The organism is Tenacibaculum sp. MAR_2009_124, assembly GCF_900105455.1.
GTDB lineage: Bacteria > Bacteroidota > Bacteroidia > Flavobacteriales > Flavobacteriaceae > Polaribacter.
The window spans coordinates 559,611-583,464 of record NZ_FNSF01000001.1; the positions used below are offsets into that span (position 1 = coordinate 559,611).

Annotated in this window: 10 protein-coding genes; 4 read left to right on the plus strand and 6 right to left on the minus strand. The window is 32.9% G+C overall.

What is annotated here, in order from left to right; genetic code table 11:
• Position 1 precedes the first annotated feature (1 nt).
• Complete coding sequence (locus tag BLW23_RS01645) at positions 2–9,217, plus strand: T9SS type A sorting domain-containing protein (RefSeq protein WP_093667510.1); 9,216 nt, start codon at positions 2–4, stop codon at positions 9,215–9,217.
• Positions 9,218–9,333: 116 nt separating this feature from the next.
• On the opposite strand, the gene BLW23_RS01650 is transcribed toward BLW23_RS01645, so the two are convergent.
• Positions 9,334–10,545 carry an RsmB/NOP family class I SAM-dependent RNA methyltransferase gene (locus BLW23_RS01650; RefSeq protein ID WP_093667511.1) on the minus strand — a complete coding sequence of 404 codons (1,212 nt, stop codon included), beginning with the start codon at positions 10,543–10,545 and terminating at the stop codon, positions 9,334–9,336.
• Positions 10,546–10,768: 223 nt separating this feature from the next.
• On the opposite strand from BLW23_RS01650, the gene BLW23_RS01655 reads away from it, so the two are divergent.
• From BLW23_RS01655 to BLW23_RS01665, 3 genes are all read left to right on the plus strand, one after another.
• Positions 10,769–11,530, plus strand: coding sequence for an SH3 domain-containing protein (locus BLW23_RS01655; protein WP_176829729.1), 762 nt, complete (start codon positions 10,769–10,771; stop codon positions 11,528–11,530).
• Between the two features lie 7 nt (positions 11,531–11,537).
• Positions 11,538–13,655 carry an ATP-dependent DNA helicase RecG gene (gene recG / locus BLW23_RS01660; protein WP_093667513.1) on the plus strand — a complete coding sequence of 706 codons (2,118 nt, stop codon included), beginning with the start codon at positions 11,538–11,540 and terminating at the stop codon, positions 13,653–13,655.
• 278 nt (positions 13,656–13,933) lie between these two features.
• Positions 13,934–15,190: a transposase gene (locus tag BLW23_RS01665; protein ID WP_093667514.1), complete on the plus strand. Its 1,257-nt coding sequence runs from the start codon at positions 13,934–13,936 to the stop codon at positions 15,188–15,190.
• A gap of 128 nt (positions 15,191–15,318) precedes the next feature.
• Here the strand turns inward: BLW23_RS01665 and BLW23_RS01670 are convergent, their stop codons facing one another.
• The 5 genes from BLW23_RS01670 to BLW23_RS01690 form a co-directional block, all read right to left on the minus strand.
• Positions 15,319–16,419 carry a DNA alkylation repair protein gene (locus BLW23_RS01670; protein ID WP_093667515.1) on the minus strand — a complete coding sequence of 367 codons (1,101 nt, stop codon included), beginning with the start codon at positions 16,417–16,419 and terminating at the stop codon, positions 15,319–15,321.
• A 28-nt stretch (positions 16,420–16,447) separates the two neighbouring features.
• A complete protein-coding gene (locus BLW23_RS01675; protein WP_093667516.1) occupies positions 16,448–16,873 on the minus strand; it encodes a heme-degrading domain-containing protein in 426 nt (141 codons plus the stop codon).
• Positions 16,874–18,151: 1,278 nt separating this feature from the next.
• Entirely contained in the window at positions 18,152–20,602 is a 2,451-nt protein-coding gene (locus tag BLW23_RS01680; protein WP_093667517.1) for a TonB-dependent receptor, read from the minus strand.
• An 86-nt stretch (positions 20,603–20,688) separates the two neighbouring features.
• Positions 20,689–23,154: a beta-mannosidase gene (locus BLW23_RS01685; RefSeq protein WP_093667518.1), complete on the minus strand. Its 2,466-nt coding sequence runs from the start codon at positions 23,152–23,154 to the stop codon at positions 20,689–20,691.
• On the minus strand, positions 23,147–23,854 hold the full coding sequence (locus BLW23_RS01690; protein WP_093668413.1) for a copper homeostasis protein CutC: 708 nt from the start codon (positions 23,852–23,854) through the stop codon (positions 23,147–23,149). The genes BLW23_RS01685 and BLW23_RS01690 overlap by 8 nt, the downstream gene beginning before the upstream one ends.

Here is a 23,854-nt window from a genome sequence, read left to right on the forward strand (position 1 = left end):
TATGAAAAAAAATATATTTATTACTCTATTCTTATTGCTATCTATATCATCAATAGCTCAAACGTATACGTTAAAAATCAATGGATATATAGGTCAAGGAAGCTCGAGCTGTGGAACGAATAAAAACGGATTAAAAGAAATAAGGGTATACTTTAGTAACGGCAGATCGGAACGATTTGCTTATAATCCCTCTCAATTTATTAATAGAAGCTTTTCATATCAAAAGAATTATAGTACTAGTAAAAGAGTAACTAAGGTTATGTTTCACACGATAACTAGAAAGAGAAGAAAATGGGGAGGGTGTAGAAGTTCAAGAGAAACGAGAAAAACTGTAAATGTTAGTGGGACATGTTATTCAAGAAGATATACTAAAAATCAGGTATTTCGTGATGGAATAAATTCAGGGTGGGCTCAAATTACTATGACACCCAATATGAGTATTTCATTCGTTGGAGGTAGTGCTACATCTGCTACTATTTGTGAAAATGCTTCTAAGACTCTTCGAGCAACATCAGGATTTAGTCCAGGTTCGAGCGTATATAATTGGGAGTTTTTTGATGCTATAAATACCGCAACTCAAACACACCCTAATTATCAAAGATTACTTAATAATGTTTCAAATTTAGAAAATCAAGCTCGAGGTTGTTATACTGGAGGATGGGATTGGAGATGCGAAATGATCTTGGAACAATTAGATATTGCTCGTGCGGCATTGAGGAATTATTCTGGACCTCGAACACGTCAAGTACCTGTTTGGCGATCTATTTCGGCAGGTCGTGGACGAACAAGTTTTAATTTAAGATTAAGTCATTTATACTCTAGAGCTGCCGATCGAAGAAGGGCATTAACAAGAACCATAAATATTCGAGTAAAACCTGGTTGTTCTGGAAGTTATGTATCAAGAACAATTGGTATCCGTTTTTTACCAGAAGGGCCTAAAACAATAAGAGCTCCTTCAGTAAAACAACCAACATGTTCGTACAGCACTGATGCGAATTTTACACTGTATTTTAATAGACAAATTAGTAGTGGAGAGCGTGTTAATATTAACTTGTTAAAAAAACTAAGGCATTCAAATAGGTATGTTTCAGTTGGTAATAGAACTAACATAAGATCTTTCAGAAGGGTTCGAGGAAATTGGGTATATGATTGGAATTCTGGAGATTTAGAAGGAGGTAATTATAAGGTTGAAATAACCGGGTTTCGAAGTGGAAGTTCTGAAACTTGTGGTCGAGATAGTTTTACTTTTAATATAACGAAACCAGCTGCAGTAACATATAACGCAACCAAAAACCAAGATGAAACTTGTTTTGGAAGGAGAGATGGGAAAATTACAATTACGGCTTCAGGAGGTTCTAGAAGTTTTGTGTATAGTTTAAATAATGGACGAACTTGGAGCAGATCATTTTCTGGATGGACACAAGTGACCAACCTTACTCCAAATAATTATATCATTAAGGTTAAAGACTCAAAGGGGTGTGTTCAACAAGGTAAACCTAATATACCTATTAGAATTAATTCAAAAACGGATATTAGGCATTCTACAGGTTCTGTTATTATGCCTAGTGCTTTTGGTGCTAGTGATGCGTCTATAAGTTTTAACTGGGTGCAAGGTGGAACACCGTTCTCAAATTATTATAACTATAGGGTCTTAATTAATGGGAGTTCTTCAAATACAAGAACAGGAAGAGCTTATACGAGAAGTTTTAGTATTAGCAATTTACCAGCAGGAAATCATAAAATTATTTATACTGATAAAAATGGTTGTACGAAACAACTCAATTTACCCAGAATAACAAATCCTGCCCGAGTAAGCTTTTCTGTTTCGGCAGTAGCACCAGATTGTTTTGGCGAACAGGGGCGTATTAATGTATCAGGGATCGGAGGTGGATATTCTGATTATACGGTTTTTATCAAGCAAGGAAACATTGTTAGGCGAACTATTTATAATGTGCGAAATACTACTTCTGTAGATGTTAATCCGGGTAATTATACTGTTGAGGTAAAGGATACAAGAAGTGGGGAGGCTCAAAGAAGTATTACAGTTGGTGGACAAACGGAGGTAAGAATAGCGAATGTTTTTACAGATAGAATTAAATGTAATGGGCAAAAAGCTAGAGTAACCGTAGTAGGAACTGGAGGTAAAACAGGAAGATATCAATATGCTGTTTGGAAAGGAAATAGAACCGTATGGCAAAGCAGTAATGTGTTTTTTCTTGATGAAAATCAATATGTTGGATATCGATTTAGAATCAGAGATATTAATATAAGAAGTTGTATGTCTACAATTTCTAGTCCAATAAGAATTACAGAACCCGACCCAATTGAAATTACTAGAGTGAATAAGACTCATAATATGGTTTTCAATGGAAGCTCAGGAAGTATAAATTTAACAATTCGTGGAGGAACACCAGGTTATACTGTTACTTGGAGGAAGCGAGGCGATGGTTCTTTCTCTAAATCAGGAGCTAGTATTTCAGGACTAAGAGCTGGTTTTTATGTTGCCACAATTAGAGACGTAAATTCATGTATAATTACCTCTAATGAAATTGAAATTACCGAATTACCTGAATTAAGAGTACAATTAAGAATATCAAGAGCTATAAATTGTCATGGAGGAAGAGGAGATTTAAGAGCTCAAGTATCTGGAGGTTCAGGATCGTATACCTATAGATGGAAGAGAAATGGTGTTAATGTAACGAGCTTTGGTGACGCTATTATAAATAGAGTTGAAGGGAATTATTCTGTTACTGTAAACGATGGGTATACAAGTAAAACGGAATTCATTTCGTTAACACAACCCACTCCTTTAAATTTCAATATATCAAAGACCGATGTTACTTGTTTTGGAGTAAGTAATGGAAGTATAAAGTTAGATGTTGGAGGAGGAACAGGAAATTATTTTTATTCGATAGATAATAAAAACACCTATGTTTCAACTACTACTTTATCAAACAATACAATTCGTGGGCTTTCTAATAATACATATAATGTATGGTTAAAAGATAGTAATGGATGTGAAGTTGATGCCGTAAGAACAGTTACTATTACCCAGCCATCTGAGTTGATACTTCAATTAAATTCTATTGTAAATTGTGATGTTCCCGGAGGCAATACAGGAAGTATTTCAATAAATACATCAGGGGGTATTCCATCTCATGTTTATCAATGGACAAAAGCGGGTGATGTTTCGTTTTCAGAAACAACAAAAGATATAAATGATCTTTTTGCTGGATTTTATACTGTAAAAGTAATTGATTCAAATGGGTGCGAAAAAACAAATACATTTGAAGTAAAAGAGCCACAACCTTTAGTAGTATCAATTACACAAACACAAGAAATACCATGTTTTGGTGATAGTAAGGCAGTATTGAAAGCAACTGTAGACGGTGGTTACCCTATTATTTCAACACCAGCAGATTTCACGTATAAGTGGTTTTCAATTGTAGGGAATGATAAAATTCCTCTAAACACTGACTATTCTTTAAATTCAATTTCTGATTTACCAATTGGAAAGTATAGAATTGAAGCTTCAGATATTAAAGGAGAAGAAAACTTTGCGGAGATTATTGTTTCGCAACCAGAGATACTTGGGGTGAGTCAGCAAACTATAAAGAATGTTAGTTGTTATGGCGGTAATGATGGAGAAATTACAATTAATGTTACAGGAGGAACATCGGGATACTCGTACAAATGGTCTAAACATGGTGATCCAAGTTTCAATGCTATAAGTAAAGATATTTCAGGTCTTCAAGAGGGAGTTTATTTTGTTGAAGTTACCGACGCGAATTCTTGTGTTGTTGTTTCAGAAGATATAAAAATTAAACAGCCAAGTTCTGGAATTTCAATTGATGCAGTAACCATTACAAATTTAAGAGGGTTTGAAACAAATGATGGAAGTATCGTAATTTCGGCCATTGGGGGAACTCCTAATTATACTTATGAATGGAGAACAGTTCCTAATAATCATATCTTAGGAACTGAAAGCAGTATTGAGAATCTTGAAGCTGGAGAGTATAAAGTAATAATTAAAGATAGAAATAATTGTGTTTTTAATCAAAATTATACCGTAACACAGCCATCTAAATTAATAGTTTCAAACATAGTTCAAACCAATGAAATATTATGTGAAGGAGATGAAACAGTTCGTTTAGATATGATTGTTGAAGGAGGAGTTGCCCCCTACACTTATAATTGGTATTTGAAAGGAGATTCTACAGTATTATCAACAAATAGTTTTGTTGAAAACCTTGGAGCTGGTATTTATGTTGCTGAAGTAATCGATGCAAATTTGATTAAAGCAGAAAGAGAATTTACCGTAACAGAACCAACTCAATTAGATTTAGGAGCAGTTACAATAACGGATGTATTATGTTTTGGAGAGGCAACGGGAGCTATTAACGTAAATGCTATTGGTGGAACACCTCCATATACTTACAGTTGGAGGCACGGTGAGAGCGAAGCTAATATTTCAACATTATTAGCGGGAAGTTATATGCTAACGGTTAGAGATAAGAATTTCTGTGAAATAACAAGAGTTTTTGAAGTAAAATCTCCATTAGCTCCAATATCCATAAGTTTAGTTGAGAAGAATGACGCTACAGGTTTCGGTCTATCAAATGGAAGTATAAAGGTAGCGATAGCGGGTGGTACACCTAATTATAGTTATCAATGGAAAAACTCGCTTGGAGACATCTTATCAAGTACCACTCATGAAATTGATGATTTAAAAGCAGATACTTACGAGTTAACTATCGAAGATGGTAATGGATGTATAAAACAATCTAGTTATACAATTACGCAACCGGAAATACTAGAAGCATCAATTGCATACGGAACGATTTTATGTCATGGAGAAAAAGCACAACTGAAAGCTCTAGTTCAAGGAGGTGTGACACCATATACATACGTGTGGAAGAATCATGAAAACCAAGTAATATCAAATGTTGATTTTATTGAAGTGCATGCTGGAATATATTCATTAGAAGTTACCGATAACAATAATAACGTAACTCAGGTAAATAATATCATTTTAACAGAACCACCATTACTTGAATTTGCAGATATAAACATTACGGACGTATTATGTTATCGAAATAATACTGGAAGGATAAGTGTAAATGTTAATGGTGGAGTTGGTCCATATACTTACAGCTGGAGGCATGGAGCTATTGGAAGTGAATTAACAGACCTTTTAGCAGGAAGTTATACAGTTACAGTTAGAGATAAAAACCTTTGTGAAATTTCTAGAATAGTTGAGGTACAATCTCCTTTAGCTCCTTTAGAAATTACCTTAGTTGAAAAGGTTGATGCTACTGGTTTTGAGTTGACTAATGGTAAAATTGAAGTAAATATTACCGGAGGAACAGTCGGATACACCTATGTATGGAAAGATTCATTAGGAAATACCATGGCGAATTCAACCAATTTATTAAGTAATATTGGAGCTGGTGATTACCAATTGATCGTAACAGATGCAGCTGGTTGTGTTTCAACATCGACTTATGTTATTACTGAACCAGAAAAGCTAGAAGTGCAAGTTGAAGAGATTGGTATTTCTTGTAATGGTGAACAAGGTACATTGAGCTCAGTCGTAACTGGAGGTGTTGCACCTTATGAATATCTATGGAAAGATGATAGTGGAAACACAATATCAACAGATACTTTTATAGAAGTATTCGCTGGAATTTATAACGTTTACATAAAGGATAGAAATAACAATATAACTGAGTTAACTACGATTCATTTAACGGAACCTCCAGTTCTGAAATTTGGGAATATTAGTATTGAAAATGTTCTTTGTTATGGTGCAGATACCGGTAGTATTGATGTGGAAGTTTTAGGAGGTGTGCCTCCATATACATATAATTGGAGTCATACAGCTCAAAACCAAGCCTCCCTTTCAAACTTAGTTAGTGAAGTATATAGTCTTGTCGTGATAGATCAAAATGGATGTTCCATATCGAATAGTGAAATTACAATATCGCAACCAGAGGTATATGAAATAGCTGAAACAAGTTTAATACGACCAACATCTAACACTATCCATGATGGAAAAATCATAGTAAAAATAGTAGGAGGAGTTGCTCCTTATAGTTATTTATGTACGAATGAAAATGGGGATGTATTTAAGGATGTTACTACTAGTTTAAGAGATTTGGATATCACGGAGCTTAGTGAAGGAACTTATACAGTGAGAGTAACCGATGTGCAAGGGTGTATTGCCGAAGAAACATATAATCTAGCCAATCCAGGAGAATTATTAGTTGATGTTGAACAGGTTCAAGATATTACTTGTTTTAATGGTAATAGTGCTGTATTGGATGTAATTACTATCGGTGGAGCAGGTGGAAATAGTTACACTTGGTATAATGCAGCTGATGACACGGTTGTAGGAAACCATAAACAATTAGTAAATGTTCCTTCTGGAGTGTACTATGTTGTTGTTGATAACGCCGAAGGGATAAATGAAAGAAGTCCTTTAATTGAAGTCCTAGAACCAACTAAAATAGAAACTACTATTGCTATTGAAAACTCTTCTTGTTATCAAGCAAATGACGGTCAAATTTTATTAGATGTTACAGGAGGAAATGGAGTATATGAATATCGTATTTCATACCAAGGAAATACCTATTCAAATTGGTTAGATATTAATGGAACGAATACAATAGTATCAAATTTACAACCAGGAGAGTATAAAATACAACTAAGAGATGGGTTCAACTGTTTCGCTCTAAATAACCAAGAAAATGATGAGTTTGTAGTAAATATCACTGAGCCAGAATTACTTGAAATTAGTTTAGTAAACAGTGAGAATCCGACAGGGTTTGGTTTATCAAATGGATTCGTAGAGATCAGTATTTCAGGAGGAACAACTCCGTATACATATACCTGGAAAAATGCAATTGGAGATCAAATAGGGAATGCATCTTTAGTAGAAGGATTAGCAGATGGGAATTATATGGTTACAATAACCGATGTTAACGGTTGTTCAACTCAGCAAGAATATGAGTTAACTGAGCCGGCCAAACTTGAAGCGACTATAGTTAGAACTTCTATAATAAGTTGTAATGGATCATCAGATGGAGGTTTAAAAGTTATGGCTCAAGGAGGTGTAGGAAATTATACATATCGTTGGTTTAAACATGGAAATTCTACTACAATTGAAACGGGAGATCTTATAAATGACCTAAATGCGAATACCTATTATGTAACGGTTACGGATGACAATAACAATAGCTTTACGACATTAGGATATGAATTACAGGAACCACAAGTATTGACTCTTGATTTAACAGCTGATTATGTTTATTGTGGTGATGGTAATGATTGGACAATAACAAGTAATGTAGCAGGAGGAACACAACCATATACCTATCTATGGAATAATGGTGAAGCAACGTCCAATTTAGAAAATATAACTTCTGGAAGCTATGAACTTACCGTGGTTGATATTAACGGATGTAGAGTTACACAGCAGGCTAAACTGAGAACTCCTCCAACGTTAACAATAAATACGTTAAATACATCCAATCCAACAGGATTCGGTTTATTCAATGGTAGTATTGAAACGGAGGTAGTAGGAGGAACGCCACCATATAGCTATTCTTGGATTTCAAATACGGGATTAGATTTACCGAATAGTTTGCGTATTGAAAATCTTCCAAAGGGAGAATACAAGTTAACTATTGTCGATTCAAAAGGATGTACAATTTCTCAGGATTATACATTAACTCAACCAGACAAGTTAATAGCTTCTGTAGTTCGTACTTCTATTATTAGTTGTAATGGTCAATCAAATGGAGGTTTAAGAGTCGAAACGAGTGGAGGTGTACCAGGATATCGATTTAAGTGGTATAAGGAAGGTGATTCAATAGTAATTAGTACATCTTCTGTTTTGAATAACTTATCAATAGGTTCTTATTATATTATTGTAGAAGATGCTAATGGTAATATTGTAGAGAGCGATGCATATGAATTAATACAGCCTGAGGTATTGGAGTTAACTTTAACTTACGATTATGTGAATTGTGGATTGGGGAATGAATGGACTGTAAATACTGATGTTTCTGGAGGAACTGAGCCATACACTTATTTATGGAATACTAATGAAAATACATCGTCAATATTAAACGTAGTAGCGGATACATATGAGGTAACTGTTGTGGATGTTAATGGTTGTAGAATAACCAAGAGCGTTACAATTAACTTACCAGAGCCGCTGGAGATATCACAAGAGGAAGTAATGGATCCAATTTGTTATCAAGGAAGTGATGGAAGTGTCGAAATTCTTGTTAATGGAGGAACTGGACCTTATACGTATGATTGGAACAATGGAGCTTCAACCAATAACATTGAAAATTTAACGGCTGGAGAGTATAATGTAATTGTTACGGACAGTAGAGGATGTAAAGTAATTGGAGAATACGTAGTGGAAGACCCTGAACCAGTATCTTTAAACTTAGGTGATGATATTACATTATGTAACGGTCAAACTGCTGTTTTAGATGGATCAATTATTGATGGTGTAAGATATCGTTGGAGTTCTGAAAATGGATTTAGTAGCTCCAATGCAATTATCGAAGTAAACCGATCGGGTATGTACAAATTACATGCAGTTGATAATAAAGGGTGTGAAGCTATAGATGAGATAAATATTAAATCATCAGAGACAGATATAATGGCAGATTTCATAGTTTCTACCCAAGTATTTAAAAACGAGAGTTTCATTGCGGCTAATATTAGTACTCCTAGACCCGACGAGTCAATATGGATTCTTCCTGATGGCGCTCAAAAAGTTGGAGAAGGAGCTAATTATGTAGAAGTTTTATTAAATGAGGTTGGAGAATATGAGTTAACGTTAATGACAAGAATAGGCGATTGTTACGAATACAAAACCAAAACTGTTTACGTTATTGAAAAACAGAATGACGGTCAATCAGATTCGGTTACAGGAAGTCAGCCTATGATTGATGAGTTTGTTATTTATCCAAACCCTTCGTCTGGAAGGTTTAAGATAGATATGAAGCTAAGAAAAGAAAATGAGCTAAATATAAGGATATTCGGAATTTACAATAATAACCTAATTGATGTTAAAACGGTAAATGGAAGTGATGAATATAACTTAGAATATGATTTACAACTAACAACTGGTATTTACATTGTTCTGGTCGAAACAGAAAATGAACGACTGGTTAAAAAGATAGTTGTTCAATAAAAACAATCCCCTTTCTAGTTTTAGAAAGGGGATTGTTTTTTAGATCAAAATAAAACCTTACGTGCTATTTAATATGAATTTATAAATGGCATAATCATAAGGTTTTTTTTTGTTTATTATTTTCTTTCAAGTAAAGCCATATAAAAGCCATCATATCCAGATTTATGAGCTAAAACTTTCTTATCGCTAACAAAAGCAAAGTCTTTTCCTTCATCTGAAGCCAAAAAGAATTCAATTTGTTGTTGATTTTCTGAAGGTAATACCGAACAGGTAGCATATACTAATTTACCACCAGATTTTACCATTTTAGAATATCTAGCTAGTATTTCTTGTTGAGTGGCTCTTATCTTATCTAAAAATTCAGGCTCTAGCTTCCATTTGCTATCTGGATTTCGTCGAATTACCCCGATACCAGAACAAGGAGCATCAATTAACACTCTATCAGCTTTATCGTGTAATTTCTTTATAACCTTATTAGAATCAATAACCTTTAAATCTATATTATGAACACCGTTTCTTCTAGCACGAACTTTTAATTTCTTTAATTTACTTTCGTAAATATCCATGGCAATTATTTGTCCTTTGTTTTGCATTAAAGAAGCCAAGTGTAGCGTTTTTCCACCAGCTCCCGCGCAAGTATCAATGACTTTCATACCTGGTTCAACTTCTAAGTATTTGGCAACGAGTTGAGAGGAGGCATCCTGTACTTCAAAATATCCTTGTTTAAAGGCTTGTGTTTTAAAAACATTTGCACGCTCTACCAATTTCAAGGCATCATCATGCCCTTTAATAAAAGTTGCGTTAACATCTTCAGTAGCTAAAACTTTTAGAAGTTTCTCTTTAGATATGTTTAACGTATTGGTTCTCAAAATAACTTCTGCTTGTTTATTTAAAGCAGCTATTTCTTTGGTCCAAACTTCTTCTCCTAGTTCACTCACCCCAATTTCATCCATCCAATCAGGAATAGATTCTCTAAATTTTCTAATTTTAGAAAGTTCGTCAAACTTACCTTTTATTCTTCTAGTAGGAGTAGGCTCAATTTGATTCCAATCAGGTAATTTAATGCCTCTCAATACACACCAAACAACAAACAAACGCCATAAATCTGGTCGAGAATAAGGAACTTTTACGTTGGCTATTTCACCATACAAACGTTTCCATCTCACAATGTCGTAAATAGTTTCAGCTACAAACTTTCTATCTCTAGCTCCCCAACGCTTATCTCTTTTCAAGGCTAATTCTACAGCCTTATCAGCATAAACATCTTCATTAAAAATATCGCGTAAACTGTCAATAACCGCGTAAACTAAGTTTCTATGTAATCTCATTGAGTGAATTTAAGGCTGCAAAGATAGTTGATTTTAGTGGTTTTTTGTATTTTCGTTTATAGGAACTGTTTCAATTTCCTACGAGATTAAATTGGTTATAGAATAACGATAATATTTCGGAGGTAATTGCAAGTAAGTATCTTAAGATTGTATTGTGAAAAAATAGAACGAATTCTTTATGAAAAACTGTGGCATAGTGTTTTTGTTTTTTGGTTTGATCTGCATGAGTGTTAAAGCTCAGGAAAAATATATTCATCCGAAAAGTGAGTTTTTAGTGAATCAAACCGTAATGCTTTTTGGAAACGACGTAAAGTTGAGAAAAGAGCCTAATACAACTTCGAAAACCTTACAACTTTTACCGATTCTTTCAAAGTTAACAGTGCTGGAAAGGACCAATATGACCTTTTTATACGAAGGAATTGAGAGTCCTTGGTATAAAGTGAAGACAACGAACAACGAAGAAGGGTATGTAGTAGGAGGCTTATTAGCATTAGATAGTAAAACGGTTGATAATTGGACTTATTTGGAGCAATTGAAGCTTAAAGAAGAAAAATGGTTTGCGATTTTGAGAGCAATGCATGGAAATAGTTCTGAGTATATTGAAATAACTGATAAATTAGCAAATTCTATGTTTTCATTAAAAACCTATTCCAACAAACGCCTAGAGGCAATTAAGAACATGATTTACATAGATTATATGGCTGAAGCTTGTGGAGAAGAAGGTGGAGGTGTTTATTTTTTTAATAATGGTGTTTCTTTAATAAAGGCGGTAGAAGTATCATATGTTTTTAATGCTGATGTTTATTGGTTGAAAGAAACAATAACTTTTCCAAATGAGCAGGGAGGTAGTATAGGAAAGATTGTTTTTTCTAGAGAAGAAGGGGAAACATTTAATAATGACATACTACACGAAAAAAAAACAATTAAAACAAAAGAGTTTATTTGGGAAGGGAAAGAACTAAAATTAGCTACTAGCCAAGAGTAAATTAAATATGAACTTAAATAGTCCTGTAACATATATAAAAGGTGTCAGTGTAGCCAGAGCTGAATTATTGTATTCAGAATTAGGTGTAAAAACATGTAGAGATCTATTACATCTTTTTCCATTTCGTTATGTTGATAAAACACAGTTTTATACTATTAAACAACTAGAGCAAAATTCATCAGAAGTACAAATAGTTGGAAAAATCACAGGGATAAAATCTGTAAAACAGAAAAGAGGGAGCAGGTTAGTAGCCATATTTTCGGACGCAACGGGAACTATGGAGTTGGTTTGGTTTAAAGGAGCCAAATGGATAAAAGATAATTTAAAAGTAGATGTTCCTTATGTGATTTATGGGAAATTAAATTGGTATAATGGAAAAGCGAGCATGCCTCACCCTGAAATGGAAACAGTTAAGGCTTATAAAAGTAAGCTGCAAATGGCGATGCAACCCGTATATCCTTCTTCTGAAAAACTATCGAATAAAGGAATTACTAATAAGGTAGTAAGAGGAATGATGATGGATCTTTTTCAGCAATTTTTTGGAACGATAGAGGAAAGTTTTCCTCAGTATTTGATCGACCAGCATAAATTGATGGCGAAGAAAGAATCTCTTTTAAATATTCATTTTCCAAAAAGTCAAGAATTACTTGCAAAGGCACAGTATCGTTTAAAGTTTGAAGAATTATTTTTTATTCAGTTACAATTACTTCAAAAAAAGTTGATTAGAAAAGCAAAATTAAAAGGATTTGTTTTTGGCGAGGTAGGAGAGTGTTTTACGGATTTTTATTCAAATCATTTACCATTTAATTTAACCAATGCTCAAAAGAGAGTTTTAAAGGAAATTCGGAAAGATGTTGGTTCAGGGGCTCATATGAATAGATTATTACAGGGTGATGTTGGGTCAGGGAAAACCATTGTAGCCTTGTTAACAATGCTTTTAGCTATTGATAATGGGTACCAAGCAACCATTATGGCACCGACCGAAATTTTAGCGATACAACATTATAATGGAATTACTCAATTATTGGAGAATACTTCAATTAAGGTAGATTTATTGACAGGGTCGAGTAAAACGAAAAAACGGCGTGAAATTCATGCAGGTTTGGAAGATGGGAGCTTGCATATTCTTATCGGAACACATGCTATTTTAGAAGATAAAGTACAATTCAACAATTTAGGTATCGCAATTATTGATGAACAGCATCGCTTTGGTGTAGAACAACGTTCTCGTTTATGGAAGAAGGGACGACAAAATGAAGGCGAAGAATTGGTCCCACCGCATATTTTAGTAATGACAGCGACTCCTATTCCAAGGACTTTGGCCATGTCGGTTTATGGTGATTTGGATGTTTCTGTAATTGACGAATTACCTCCCGGGAGAAAAGAAATTAAAACAGTGCACCGATACGATAGTCATAGATTAGGAGTTTTTAAATTTTTAAAGGATGAAATAGAAAAAGGGAGACAAGTGTATGTTGTGTATCCATTAATTCAAGAATCTGAGGCAATGGATTATAAAGATTTAATGGATGGTTATGAAAGTATTTCAAGAGAATTTCCGAATCCTAAATATCAAATAAGTATTGTCCATGGACAAATGAAACCCGCCGATAAAGATTATGAAATGGAGCGTTTTGTAAATGGTGAAACCCAAATAATGGTGGCAACAACGGTTATTGAAGTTGGAGTGAATGTTCCAAATGCTTCCGTAATGGTAATTGAAAGTGCTGAACGTTTTGGTTTAAGTCAACTACATCAGTTAAGAGGTAGAGTAGGCCGTGGAGCCGAACAGAGTTATTGTATTTTATTATCAAGTTATAAACTATCGTCTGATGGAAAAACAAGATTAAAAACGATGGTAGATACTTCCGATGGATTTAAAATTGCTGAAGTAGATTTAAAACTTCGTGGTCCAGGGAATATTATGGGAACTCAACAGAGTGGAGTTTTGAATTTAAAAATAGCAGATATAGTAAAAGACTCTCCAATATTACATGTTGCAAGAAAAACGGCAATAGACACCATTAATGATGATCCGGCTCTTGCAAAGCCTGAAAATAGCAGTTTGGAAAAGATTATCTCAAGGCTTCGAAAGAAAACTGGTATTTGGAGTAATATTAGTTAAAACAGCTTATTGGATAAGTTGAAAATCACGCTTTTCAAACTCATTTCCATTCACAATAGGCACTGTCATAAAATAGCTAAACCCTTGTTTTTACGAGGGTTTTGTTGTATCTTATATTCATAATAAACCCCGAAAATCACCAAAAAAGGTAAAAAACGGGGTTTCCATTTGTGTAATTATGAAAATACGAAGAATTTCTGAAATGCAACACCGCATTTCAATTTTTTCCCCTCAGTGAGAATTATGATGCTCATTACACACGTTTTTTAGAGGGAGATTTGGGCAAAATCTATTCTGCTATTGATTGGGATGACTTGGTTACTACTTTAAATATTACTGAACAAAAAAAAGGGCGTAACTATCTTTTTAGCCCTAAAGGAAGACTTGGCTTGATGTTTTTAAAGCATTATGCCAATTGTTCGGATAGGAAAATGATTGAACAACTCAACTCAAATTTAGACTATCAATTTTTCTGCGATATAGAATTAGGTTTTGAACGTTTAACAAACTATAAAATAATAAGTCAAATACGTTGTGAATTAGCAGAGAAACTAGATATTAATTTAGTAGAAAAAGTTCTTTTTAATTCTTGGAAAAATCATATTGATAGTACCGACCAAATCGTAATGGATGCTACTTGTTACGAAAGTGAAGTTCGTTATCCTACCATCCAGAAATTACTTTGGGAATCTGTTCACTGGTTGTACAATCAATTACGTAAAACTTGCTCCATCTTAGGAACTAAGATGATCAGAAGTAGATATAACAAGTGGAAAAAACGTTACCAAGGATTTAGTAAAATGCGAAGAAAAACCAAGTCTAAACGTACTTCATTAACCCGAGCTTTACTGAAGCTATTAAGTAAGTTTATCGATTTTGAAAAGGAATTATCCAAGGCCTACAATATCGAGTTTAAGCCCTTGTATTATAAGCGAATCGACACAATCCAAAGAATTTACAAACAACAAAAAGATCATTTTGATACAGGAGAAAAAATCAAAGATAGAATTGTAAGTATTCATAAGGATTATATCCGTCCTATTGTTCGCGGAAAAGAAGTAAAGCCTGTTGAGTTTGGAGCAAAAGTTAACAAAGTTCAAATTGATGGAATTAGCTTTATAGAACATATTAATTTTAATGCGTTTCACGAAGGAAACCGTTTTATACAAACAGTTCAAAAAGCGCAAGGGTTAACTCGAAAAAAGGTAAAAGTAGCCGGTGGAGATAAAATTTATGCTACCAATAAAAGCAGAACATATAGTAGCTCAAAAACCATACAGACAGACTTTATCCCCAAGGGTAGAAAACCTAAAAATCATAAAGAGAAAAAGCAACTTAGGGCTATCATTGCTAAAGAAAGAGCAACAAGATTAGAAGGCTCTTTTGGTAAGGATAAAGAACATTATCACCTACGGAAAATAAAAGCCAAAACAAAAAAGAATGAAATTCTATGGATATTCTTTGGTATACACACAGGAAATGCATTAGAAATTGGTCGAAGAAAAATAGCTCAAACAGACCAACAAATAGCCTAAAATAAAATCTTAGTATTTTTTTCATGGGAGAGCTACGTCTTGTAGGTACGTTTTTAGGAGATTCAATCAATAAAACCTCTTTTAAACAGAAATAGAGGATAGAATTTATATAATTTTATCCTCTATTTTCAATGTATTTTAAAAAATAGACTGTTTTCTGAAAGTGCCACAATAACCGATACTTGATGAAGTCCTAAGTGAAACTTTCTTGTGGTTATGATTTTAAAAGACTGCTTTCTCGTAACATTTGTAGAACTATTTGCTGGATACTCTTTTTCACTTATCTTAAAAACTTTCTTTGATAAGGTTCCATTTGCTTTTTGGTAATACAAACCATATTCAAGTCTTAATTTTGACGACTCTTTACTGTTATTCTTAATTTGAAATGAAAATTCCAAAGAATCACCAACCTTAACAGAAGGAGTATTGATGCTAAAGTTTTGTATTTCAATATGATCTACGGAGCCAAAACCAAATAACTTCATCACTTTAGGTTCCCCCTGTTTTAAGAGCGTTCTACAGCCGTGTTTTACAACCCAGTCGAGTTCCTTTGATTTTCCTATCCAACGTTTGGCGATATCAATGACAATTTTAGGATTATCTTTTGCAATGTCATTTAAATTATTGGCAACACTTCTTCTAACTATTTCAGTTGCATCTTCTTTAAGCTTTTCGAGAATAGGAAGTATCGGGTTCGGGTTTTCTTTTAAAGAAGGAATGGCCATAGCCCATGGCAATCTTGGACGACAACCTTCAGTAGCGAGTCTTCTTACCATATGATGTTCGTGAGATCCCCACAATTGTAACTGAGGTATCATTTCTTCAGGATATTTAATAATAAACGGACGTACGGCAAATTCACAACTTGTAAATTGTGTAATTCGTTCAATAGCTTTTATAGAAATATCATAGTGATCAAGACCAAATACTTCAATATAATCTGGAAAGAACATATATTCAATAGAGGTTTCTCTTATATTTTGTTCTTCCAGATGATCAATGACCTTAAGAATTAAATCGGCATTTTTTTCAAAATCTGTTGAAAGGTGATTGTTTAAAGTAACTGAAATATGACGCATTCGCTGTTTTAATTCCATTGCTTCCCAATCTGCATTAAATATAGAATTAACAAACGATTGCCTTTTGAAATCAGAAACAACCTGTTCCAAAATTTCAGAAAATTGATTAATAAATTTTGTGTTATATATGTTTTTAAAGAGTTCAGCCATATTTGCTATTTAAAAAAAGTGTATAAGTTTATAGGTTTAAAGCTTCGATTATAATTTGATGATCTTCAACATCGGTTAAACCAGATACCGTTATTGTGCCAATCATACCAGCATTATCTAAAAACAAAGGAATAGAACCTCCTTTAGCTAAATAATCTTTGTTAGGTAATTGAAAAGTATCCTCTAAGGTCATATTTCCGTTTTTTAAATCGTTTTTAACGCTTAAAGAACTTTCTTCAAAATGCTTAGCTACGTTAGCTTTTCGTCTTAACCAATTGTGCTTATCGGCAGGTAAGGTATCATCAATATATAAAAAGACAGTATGATTTAATCGGCATATTTCAATAGCTATTCTCTGGTTTCTTTCACGCGCTAAATCTAGTATTTTTAGTCCCATTTTTAATGAAATATCATTAGAGAACTCTTGTAGTGTTATTTTCTTGAGTAGGCCCATTTTTTTGTTTTTAAAAGTACTATATTTTACTTTTAAAATATGTTAAGGAAAGACTTATTGTTTCAAAAAAAGAAGTGTGTTTGAGATTAATAAAGAAAAAGATAAGAAGCACCTTTTTGACAAAAAAATACTTCTTATTCTTTAAAACAAACTAAACATTGAAAAATAAAGGATAAAGTTTTTATCTTCAAAATAAAGATAGTTTTAACATGCAATACATTCCTAGAAAGTTGGTTGAAAAGCATGAAAATATAGACAGAAAACAAAATAGAACTTATTAACAATTAAAAAATGGAGATAAGTGAAAAAGAAAAACCTCTCTGAAAAACAGAGAGGTATGAATCAAACAATTACGCATTAATATTTTTAGAAACCCTTCATTTTTTCTATTGATATAATGCTCGACAAAAGTAAAATTCAAAGGAGGAAAATTGTATTAAATAAAACTTAAAAAAAAGCTAAACTTTACGGAAAAACAATGGGGTTTGTTAAAGTTTTATTTTGTATTGGATTTGATACAAATGCATTGCTTTAAGAAATAAAATACTATGTATTTATTGGAATGTGATTGGAGGTGATATAAATGTTTTTTTTCTTGGAAAAAGAATGTAATTCGGTAAAGAGAAGGTGTAAGTTATGATATTCCTTTTAATAACTTCAGTAAAAAAAAAAGAAGTACTCCCCGTGAATACTTCTTAAATCAACTTTGAATCTGTCTAACTATGATTTATTAAAAATTAAAATCAAATTTATAATTATACTTTAAAGATATATTATTAAGTATCTAACGTGAAAATAGTTAGTTGTATTGTAAATATCTGTAGTTGAAGTGATGTTTTTTAATAGATGAGTTGTTTTTAATTACTGGTAATCAGATGTTTAGATGTATTTGTCGTGCCTAATAAACTTTTAAGTAAGGTAGTAATTGCTTATACCAGTTATTGTTTGATATTACTGTAAAAGAAAAAATGTGTTTTAGTACGGTAATTTACAGATGTAAAATAGAATACATTGGCACATAAAAAAAAGAAGCATTTTTTTGAATGCTTCTTTTTAAAACTAACTAAACAACTATTTTAAAAATAAAACTATATGTTAAAATTAATAGAAGTTTAGAAAGTGTTTTATTTTATTAGTTCAAATGAATGTTATTTAAGTTTAGCTGAATAGAGAAGAAGGATGAAACGTTTTAAAGAATAGATTGTCTTCTTTAAATAAATACGTATCCCATGTAAACATTAAATGAGTTCTATATCTTCTTTTAATGTTTATTTGGTTTTACCCTCCAAAACCTTCGCCGCCACCGTCATAATTTCTTTGAGGACGCTCACGCTTCTTTTTTTGGTTGAAACGGTAGGTAAAACTTAGCGATATCTGACGTTCTCTCCATTGAAATGAACCGTCGACAATACTTGTTGGATTTAGCCTGTCTCCATTATAAGTAGTGTTCTCTCTCTTTCTAGAATTTAAAAGATCTCTAACATTAAAAACTAAAGTTGCTTTTTCTTTAAACAAATCTTTACTAAACGAAAGGTCTGCAGAAAATATACCTTTTCTTTCCGATTGAGCATCTTCTTGAGCACCGCGATACATTATTCGAGTCTGCCACTGTACTTTCGCAGGTAGAGTAATTCTAGCATTAAACCTGGTAAACCAACTATTATTATTAACGGCTTCCAATTGAGTGGTAGTTTGTTCTCCATTTGATGTTGTATAAACATAGGTAAAAGCATCAGTTTTAAATTTAAAATAATTGAAAGTCGCCGATAGTCTTGCCCATTTAGCTGGAGAATAATTCGACGTGAATTCAAATCCATATCGTTGTTCATTGTTTAAATTCGTAGGCTGTCTAACAAATACATTCGTTCCATTTCTTTCTTCAATAATAGATACCATTTGAATAATATCGGTTGAGTATTGATAATATATTGAAGAATTTAGTGTTAGCTTTTTTATTTTGGTAGTATACCCCAAGTCAAAAGAACTTGTAAACATTGGGTTAATATCAGGATTCCCTCTAAAAACGTTTGTAGCAGAACTTCTGGATTCAAAAGGATTTAAAAACCAAAACCTTGGTCTACGTAATCTTCTGCTGTAACCCAAAGTTAAGTTATCCGTATCATTTAACTCATATCCAAAATTAACCGTAGGAAACCATTCGGTATAATTTTTATCCGAAAATTGATTTGTAGTAAGTACGTTTAAATCAATATCAGTAATTTCTGTTCTTAAACCTAAAAGGTATGAGAATTTATTAATTTTGTTACCATATTGCGCATAAAATGCATAGATGTTTTGCTTAAAATCGATAGCATTTGAAGGATCGAAATCAAAAGGATTTCCATTGGCATCTCTTACTCTAAAATCAGAGTTTAAATTCTGTAGCGTTGATTTATGTCCCAATTCAAACTGACTATTTTCTCCGATAGGATGTATATAGTCTATTTGGAAAAGTTTGTCAACTGATTTTGTCGTTTGAGAGTTTTGTTCAATAAGTATATCATTTTCCGTAATAGGAGCTAATTCAGTTTCGTCACTGTCTCCATACTGTAAGTCCACAATTAACTTTTTACCTTTACCGTCAAAATTATTGGTGTAATTCAAAGAGAATTGAGTATCGATACCATCTTCATTTTCATTTTCAATTCTATTTTCTGTAGAAGTTAAAATATTATTAGCATCAAAATTGGTAGTAATGTTAGTAGCTATGTCTTCACCATTTGAATCTCTATAAAAAAACGATCCAGTTATTGAACTATTTTTTGTTAGGTAATATTCCATTCCTAAGGATCCATTGAAGTTGTTATTTTTTCTGTCGAATACCCTATCTTCATTTCTGTAATTCTGTACAACTCCATCTTCTAGATTAGTAAAGTAACTTTGTGAATTTCCTGGACCTTTTCTATAAGAGTATCCAAGGTTAGAAAATAAGTTAAACTTTTTCGTACGATAGTTTAAGTTTGGCGCTACTCGAAACATTGCAGGATATCCTGTAGTGACATTAATTGAGCCATTAAAGCCTGTAATTTTACCCTTTCTTAAAATGATATTTAAAATACCAGCTGTCCCCTCTGCGTCATAACGGGCAGAAGGTGATGTTATTACTTCTACCTTTTCAATAGCATCCGCGGGAAGATTTCTTAAAGCATCAGCCCCATTAAGTCCGACCAGAGCAGATGGTTTACCATCAATAAGAATTCTAACATTTTCATTACCACGCAAACTCACTGCGCCTTCGGCATCAACATTTACAGAAGGAACGTTATCCAACACATCAGAAGCATTTCCTCCCTTTACGGTCATATCCTTACCAACGTTGTATATTTTTTTATCTAAACGAATTTCAACTGTAGACTTTTCAGCGATTATTTCAACTTCGTTAAGTTTTTCTGCATCCTCACTCAGTAAAATGGTTCCAAGATTAAAATCTTCAGAAAATAGCTTGTTGGGTAAGTTTTTGGTTTTAAAGCCTATATATTCGACTTTTACGGCATAGGAACCCTTGGGTATTTGAATTTCAAACTTTCCAGTTGTATTCGTTACGCCGCCAGTAATTTTATTGTTTTTAAGGTTGGTTAAAACAATTGTAGCATATTCTAACGGAACATTGCTGTTATTTTCTAATATGCTACCCGTTATGGTTACTTTAGGAGGTTTCCCACCGTAATTACCTCTCTGCGCAAGCAATGTTACGCTGAAAAGTAGAAATAATACAGTAATTTTTTTCATTGAATTAGTTTGTGAAAATATTAGACAGCGAAGTTCTATATAGGTTTAATTGCTTTTTGTTAAAGCTTTGTTAAATAAAAGGTTGACTATAATTGGTTAAGGCTTTTGATTTTTAAGTCGTCCAGATTTTTGGCATTTGTAGTGAATACAATGGTTTTTTCTTTGTTAGGAAGTAAGTCGAAAAAATTATCATTATAACTACCTTTTTTCGAAGTGTATATAAATACATCTTTTTGTAAACTAGAACTTTTTAAACAAATGGAAAAACCATTTTTAATTTTTTTAACGGTACTATGAATTGAAGCTTTTTTTAATTGAAGGTTTTTTGGTTTTGTTAAATAAAATAAACGAGATTCTTCTTTAAAATTAGCTAGAACTGCATGAGAAGCATTCGCTATGTTTTTTAGTGCTATCTTCTCGAAAACTTTACTGCTATTTGGTAAAACAGATATGTCTTTTTTTAATGCTAATACAATGTTTCCTTCAAAATCTATAACTCTAATATCTAGCATGTCTTTGAGGGTATTAAAGCCATCATTAATAATATGAATCTGTAAACTATCATTCTTTATTTCTGAAGAGATTAATAGATTTTTAAATGCTTTTTTCGCTTTATACTGAAGTGCTTTCCAATTCCCTAAATAGTCAATACTAGACCAAGAAATTGAAGGCCAACAATCGTTTAATTGCCAATATAGAGTACCCATATTTTTAGGTTTGGCACGCCTGTGAGCTTCAATTCCCATAGAAATTCCTTTTGCTTGGACTAACTGACTTGTATATATATAGTCTTCAGAATTTTCTGGTATTTTATAATCTCTTTCCATATATGCTTGTATCAATTGAAAACCTCTGGAATGTTTTTGATGATTCGTAATATGATTGGATGTTATATTTTGACTTTTATCTTGATTGATAGCATTCACGACGTTATAACTAGGAAAAGATTGAAATCCAAATTCACTCATAAACCTTGGGATTTTTTCTTCGAAGTGCTCAAAAGGAGTGGCGTCATGCCAAACCCACCAGTCATGAGCATCTCCTTCAAATTCATATTTAGGATTCCCCCTGCCGTGTTTTGGAGAACTTTCCCAATAAGAAGTTCCATCACTGTATTTTTTTACTATGGTTGGAAGTATATCATTAAATAGTTTCTGATAATGAGACCAAATAATATTTGTCTCTTCATCAGTTCTGTTTGCTTGCCAACCCCATCGGTGCCAACCTTCAGAGTTTTCATTATTTCCACACCAGAGGGCAATAGAAGCATGATTTCTTAAACGTTTAACCTGTTGGTTTGCTTCGACTTTTACATTATCGAAAAAGGCTTTGTCGCCAGGATACATGGCGCAAGCAAACATAAAATCTTGCCAAACTAAAATTCCTTTTTCATCACATAAATCGTAAAAAATATCATTTTCATAAATACCACCCCCCCAAACACGTAGCATGTTCATATTTGAATTCACAACATCTGACAACAGGTTATGGTAGTTACTTTCTTTTACTTCATTTTGAAAGCTATTTTGAGGAATGTAATTTGCACCTTTTGCGTAGATAGGTTTGCCATTAAGTTCAAAGTAAAAAGAAGCTCCAATAGAGTCTTTCTCGGTGATTAATTTTAAATTTCTAATACCTTTTTTCACGCTTTTTTTATCATGAAGAATGCCATTTGAGTTCAAGGTAAATTCAAAATTATATAAAAAGGGAGTCCCTAGATTGTGTGTCCACCAAAGTTTCGGGTTCGCAATGGTAATAGGGATTTTATACTCATGTTTGCCTTTTTTTACTTCAATAGGGTGACTCTCAGTCTTATCGCTAAAAGAGCAGAAGATATTTGCATTAGTTTCAATATTACTTGCTATAGTAGCTATGGCTGTTAATTTAGCCTTATTTTTATCTATTGAATGTTGTTGGATATAAACATCTTCAAAAATAAGTTCATCCCAAGCTTTTAAAGTAATATCTTTCCAAATTCCGCAAGTATTTAATTTTGGACCCCAATCCCAACCATATTGAAATTGAGCCTTTCTGGTAAAAATTCTATTTCCTTCTGGCAATGAATAGTCGATAGCTTTTTTTAGTTGATTTTCATGTTTTTCAGGAGATTCAAAAACAATTTTTAAGCGGTTAGTAGTTTTTATATTTTTCTTTACAGAGAATGAATAGCTTCGAAAAGCATTGTTGGTAGAACCTAGTAGTTGATCGTTTAAGTATATAGAAGCATAGGTGTCAAGCCCAGCGAAGTTTAGAGTAATGTTTTGTTTACTTAGGAGGTTTTTCTTAAGTTTAAATGAAGTTTCGTATTCCCAATCTTTTGAAGATACCCACTGAACTTTGTTTTCATTAGAGAGTATGAATGGATCTGGAATAATATTGTTGTTTTTTAAATCTGAAAAAACATTGCCAGGAATTGTGGCTTTTTGTGAAGCTAGGGTATCGACTCCTTTAAATAACCAATTTTTGTTAAGGTTAATAGTACTAGGAAGATTTGATTTTTGTTGACAACTTAAAGCTATAAAAATTAGAGAAAGTAAAATAAGATTACGCATTGTTAAGTTGTTTTAAAAGTGATTTTATGGTATCATAATCCGAAACTGTTTGTGGAGTCGTTTCAAATTCAGTAAAGAAAGGTTTCTGCTCTATAACTTTGGAAGCTGAGGTGTGTATTTCAGTAAAACCATGTTTTTTTAAAAGCGAGATGTTTGAGGGATTGATCCCACTACCGGGCATTATGGTTATTTGGTTTTTTCCAAGTTCTTTCATTTTTATTAATTGCTTTATTCCTTGAACAACGGTAGGTTTTAATCCAGAACTCAAAATACGTTTAACGCCAATGTCTTTTAATTTAATCAGCGAATCTTCAGGATTTTTTACGCAGTCAAAGGCTCTGTGAAACGTAAAATCGAGAGGTCTTGCTAATTCTAACAGAACTTTAGTTCTTTCGATATCAATAGTTCCATTTTCAGATAAAATTCCAGTAACTACGCCAGCGCATCCAGCTTTTTTGCAGAATTCAACATCCTTTTTAATGATTTCGAATTCTTCATTAGTATATATGAAATTCCCACTACGAGGTCTAATTAAAACAAAAACAGGTATTGAAATGTTTTCAATAACCTGTTTTATAAGTCCATATGAAGGAGTAATGCCACCAAGGCTTAACTCACTGCATAATTCTATTCTATTTGCACCTGCGTTTTGAGCATTTATAGCTGATTGATACGAATTGGTGCAAATTTCTAAAAGCAT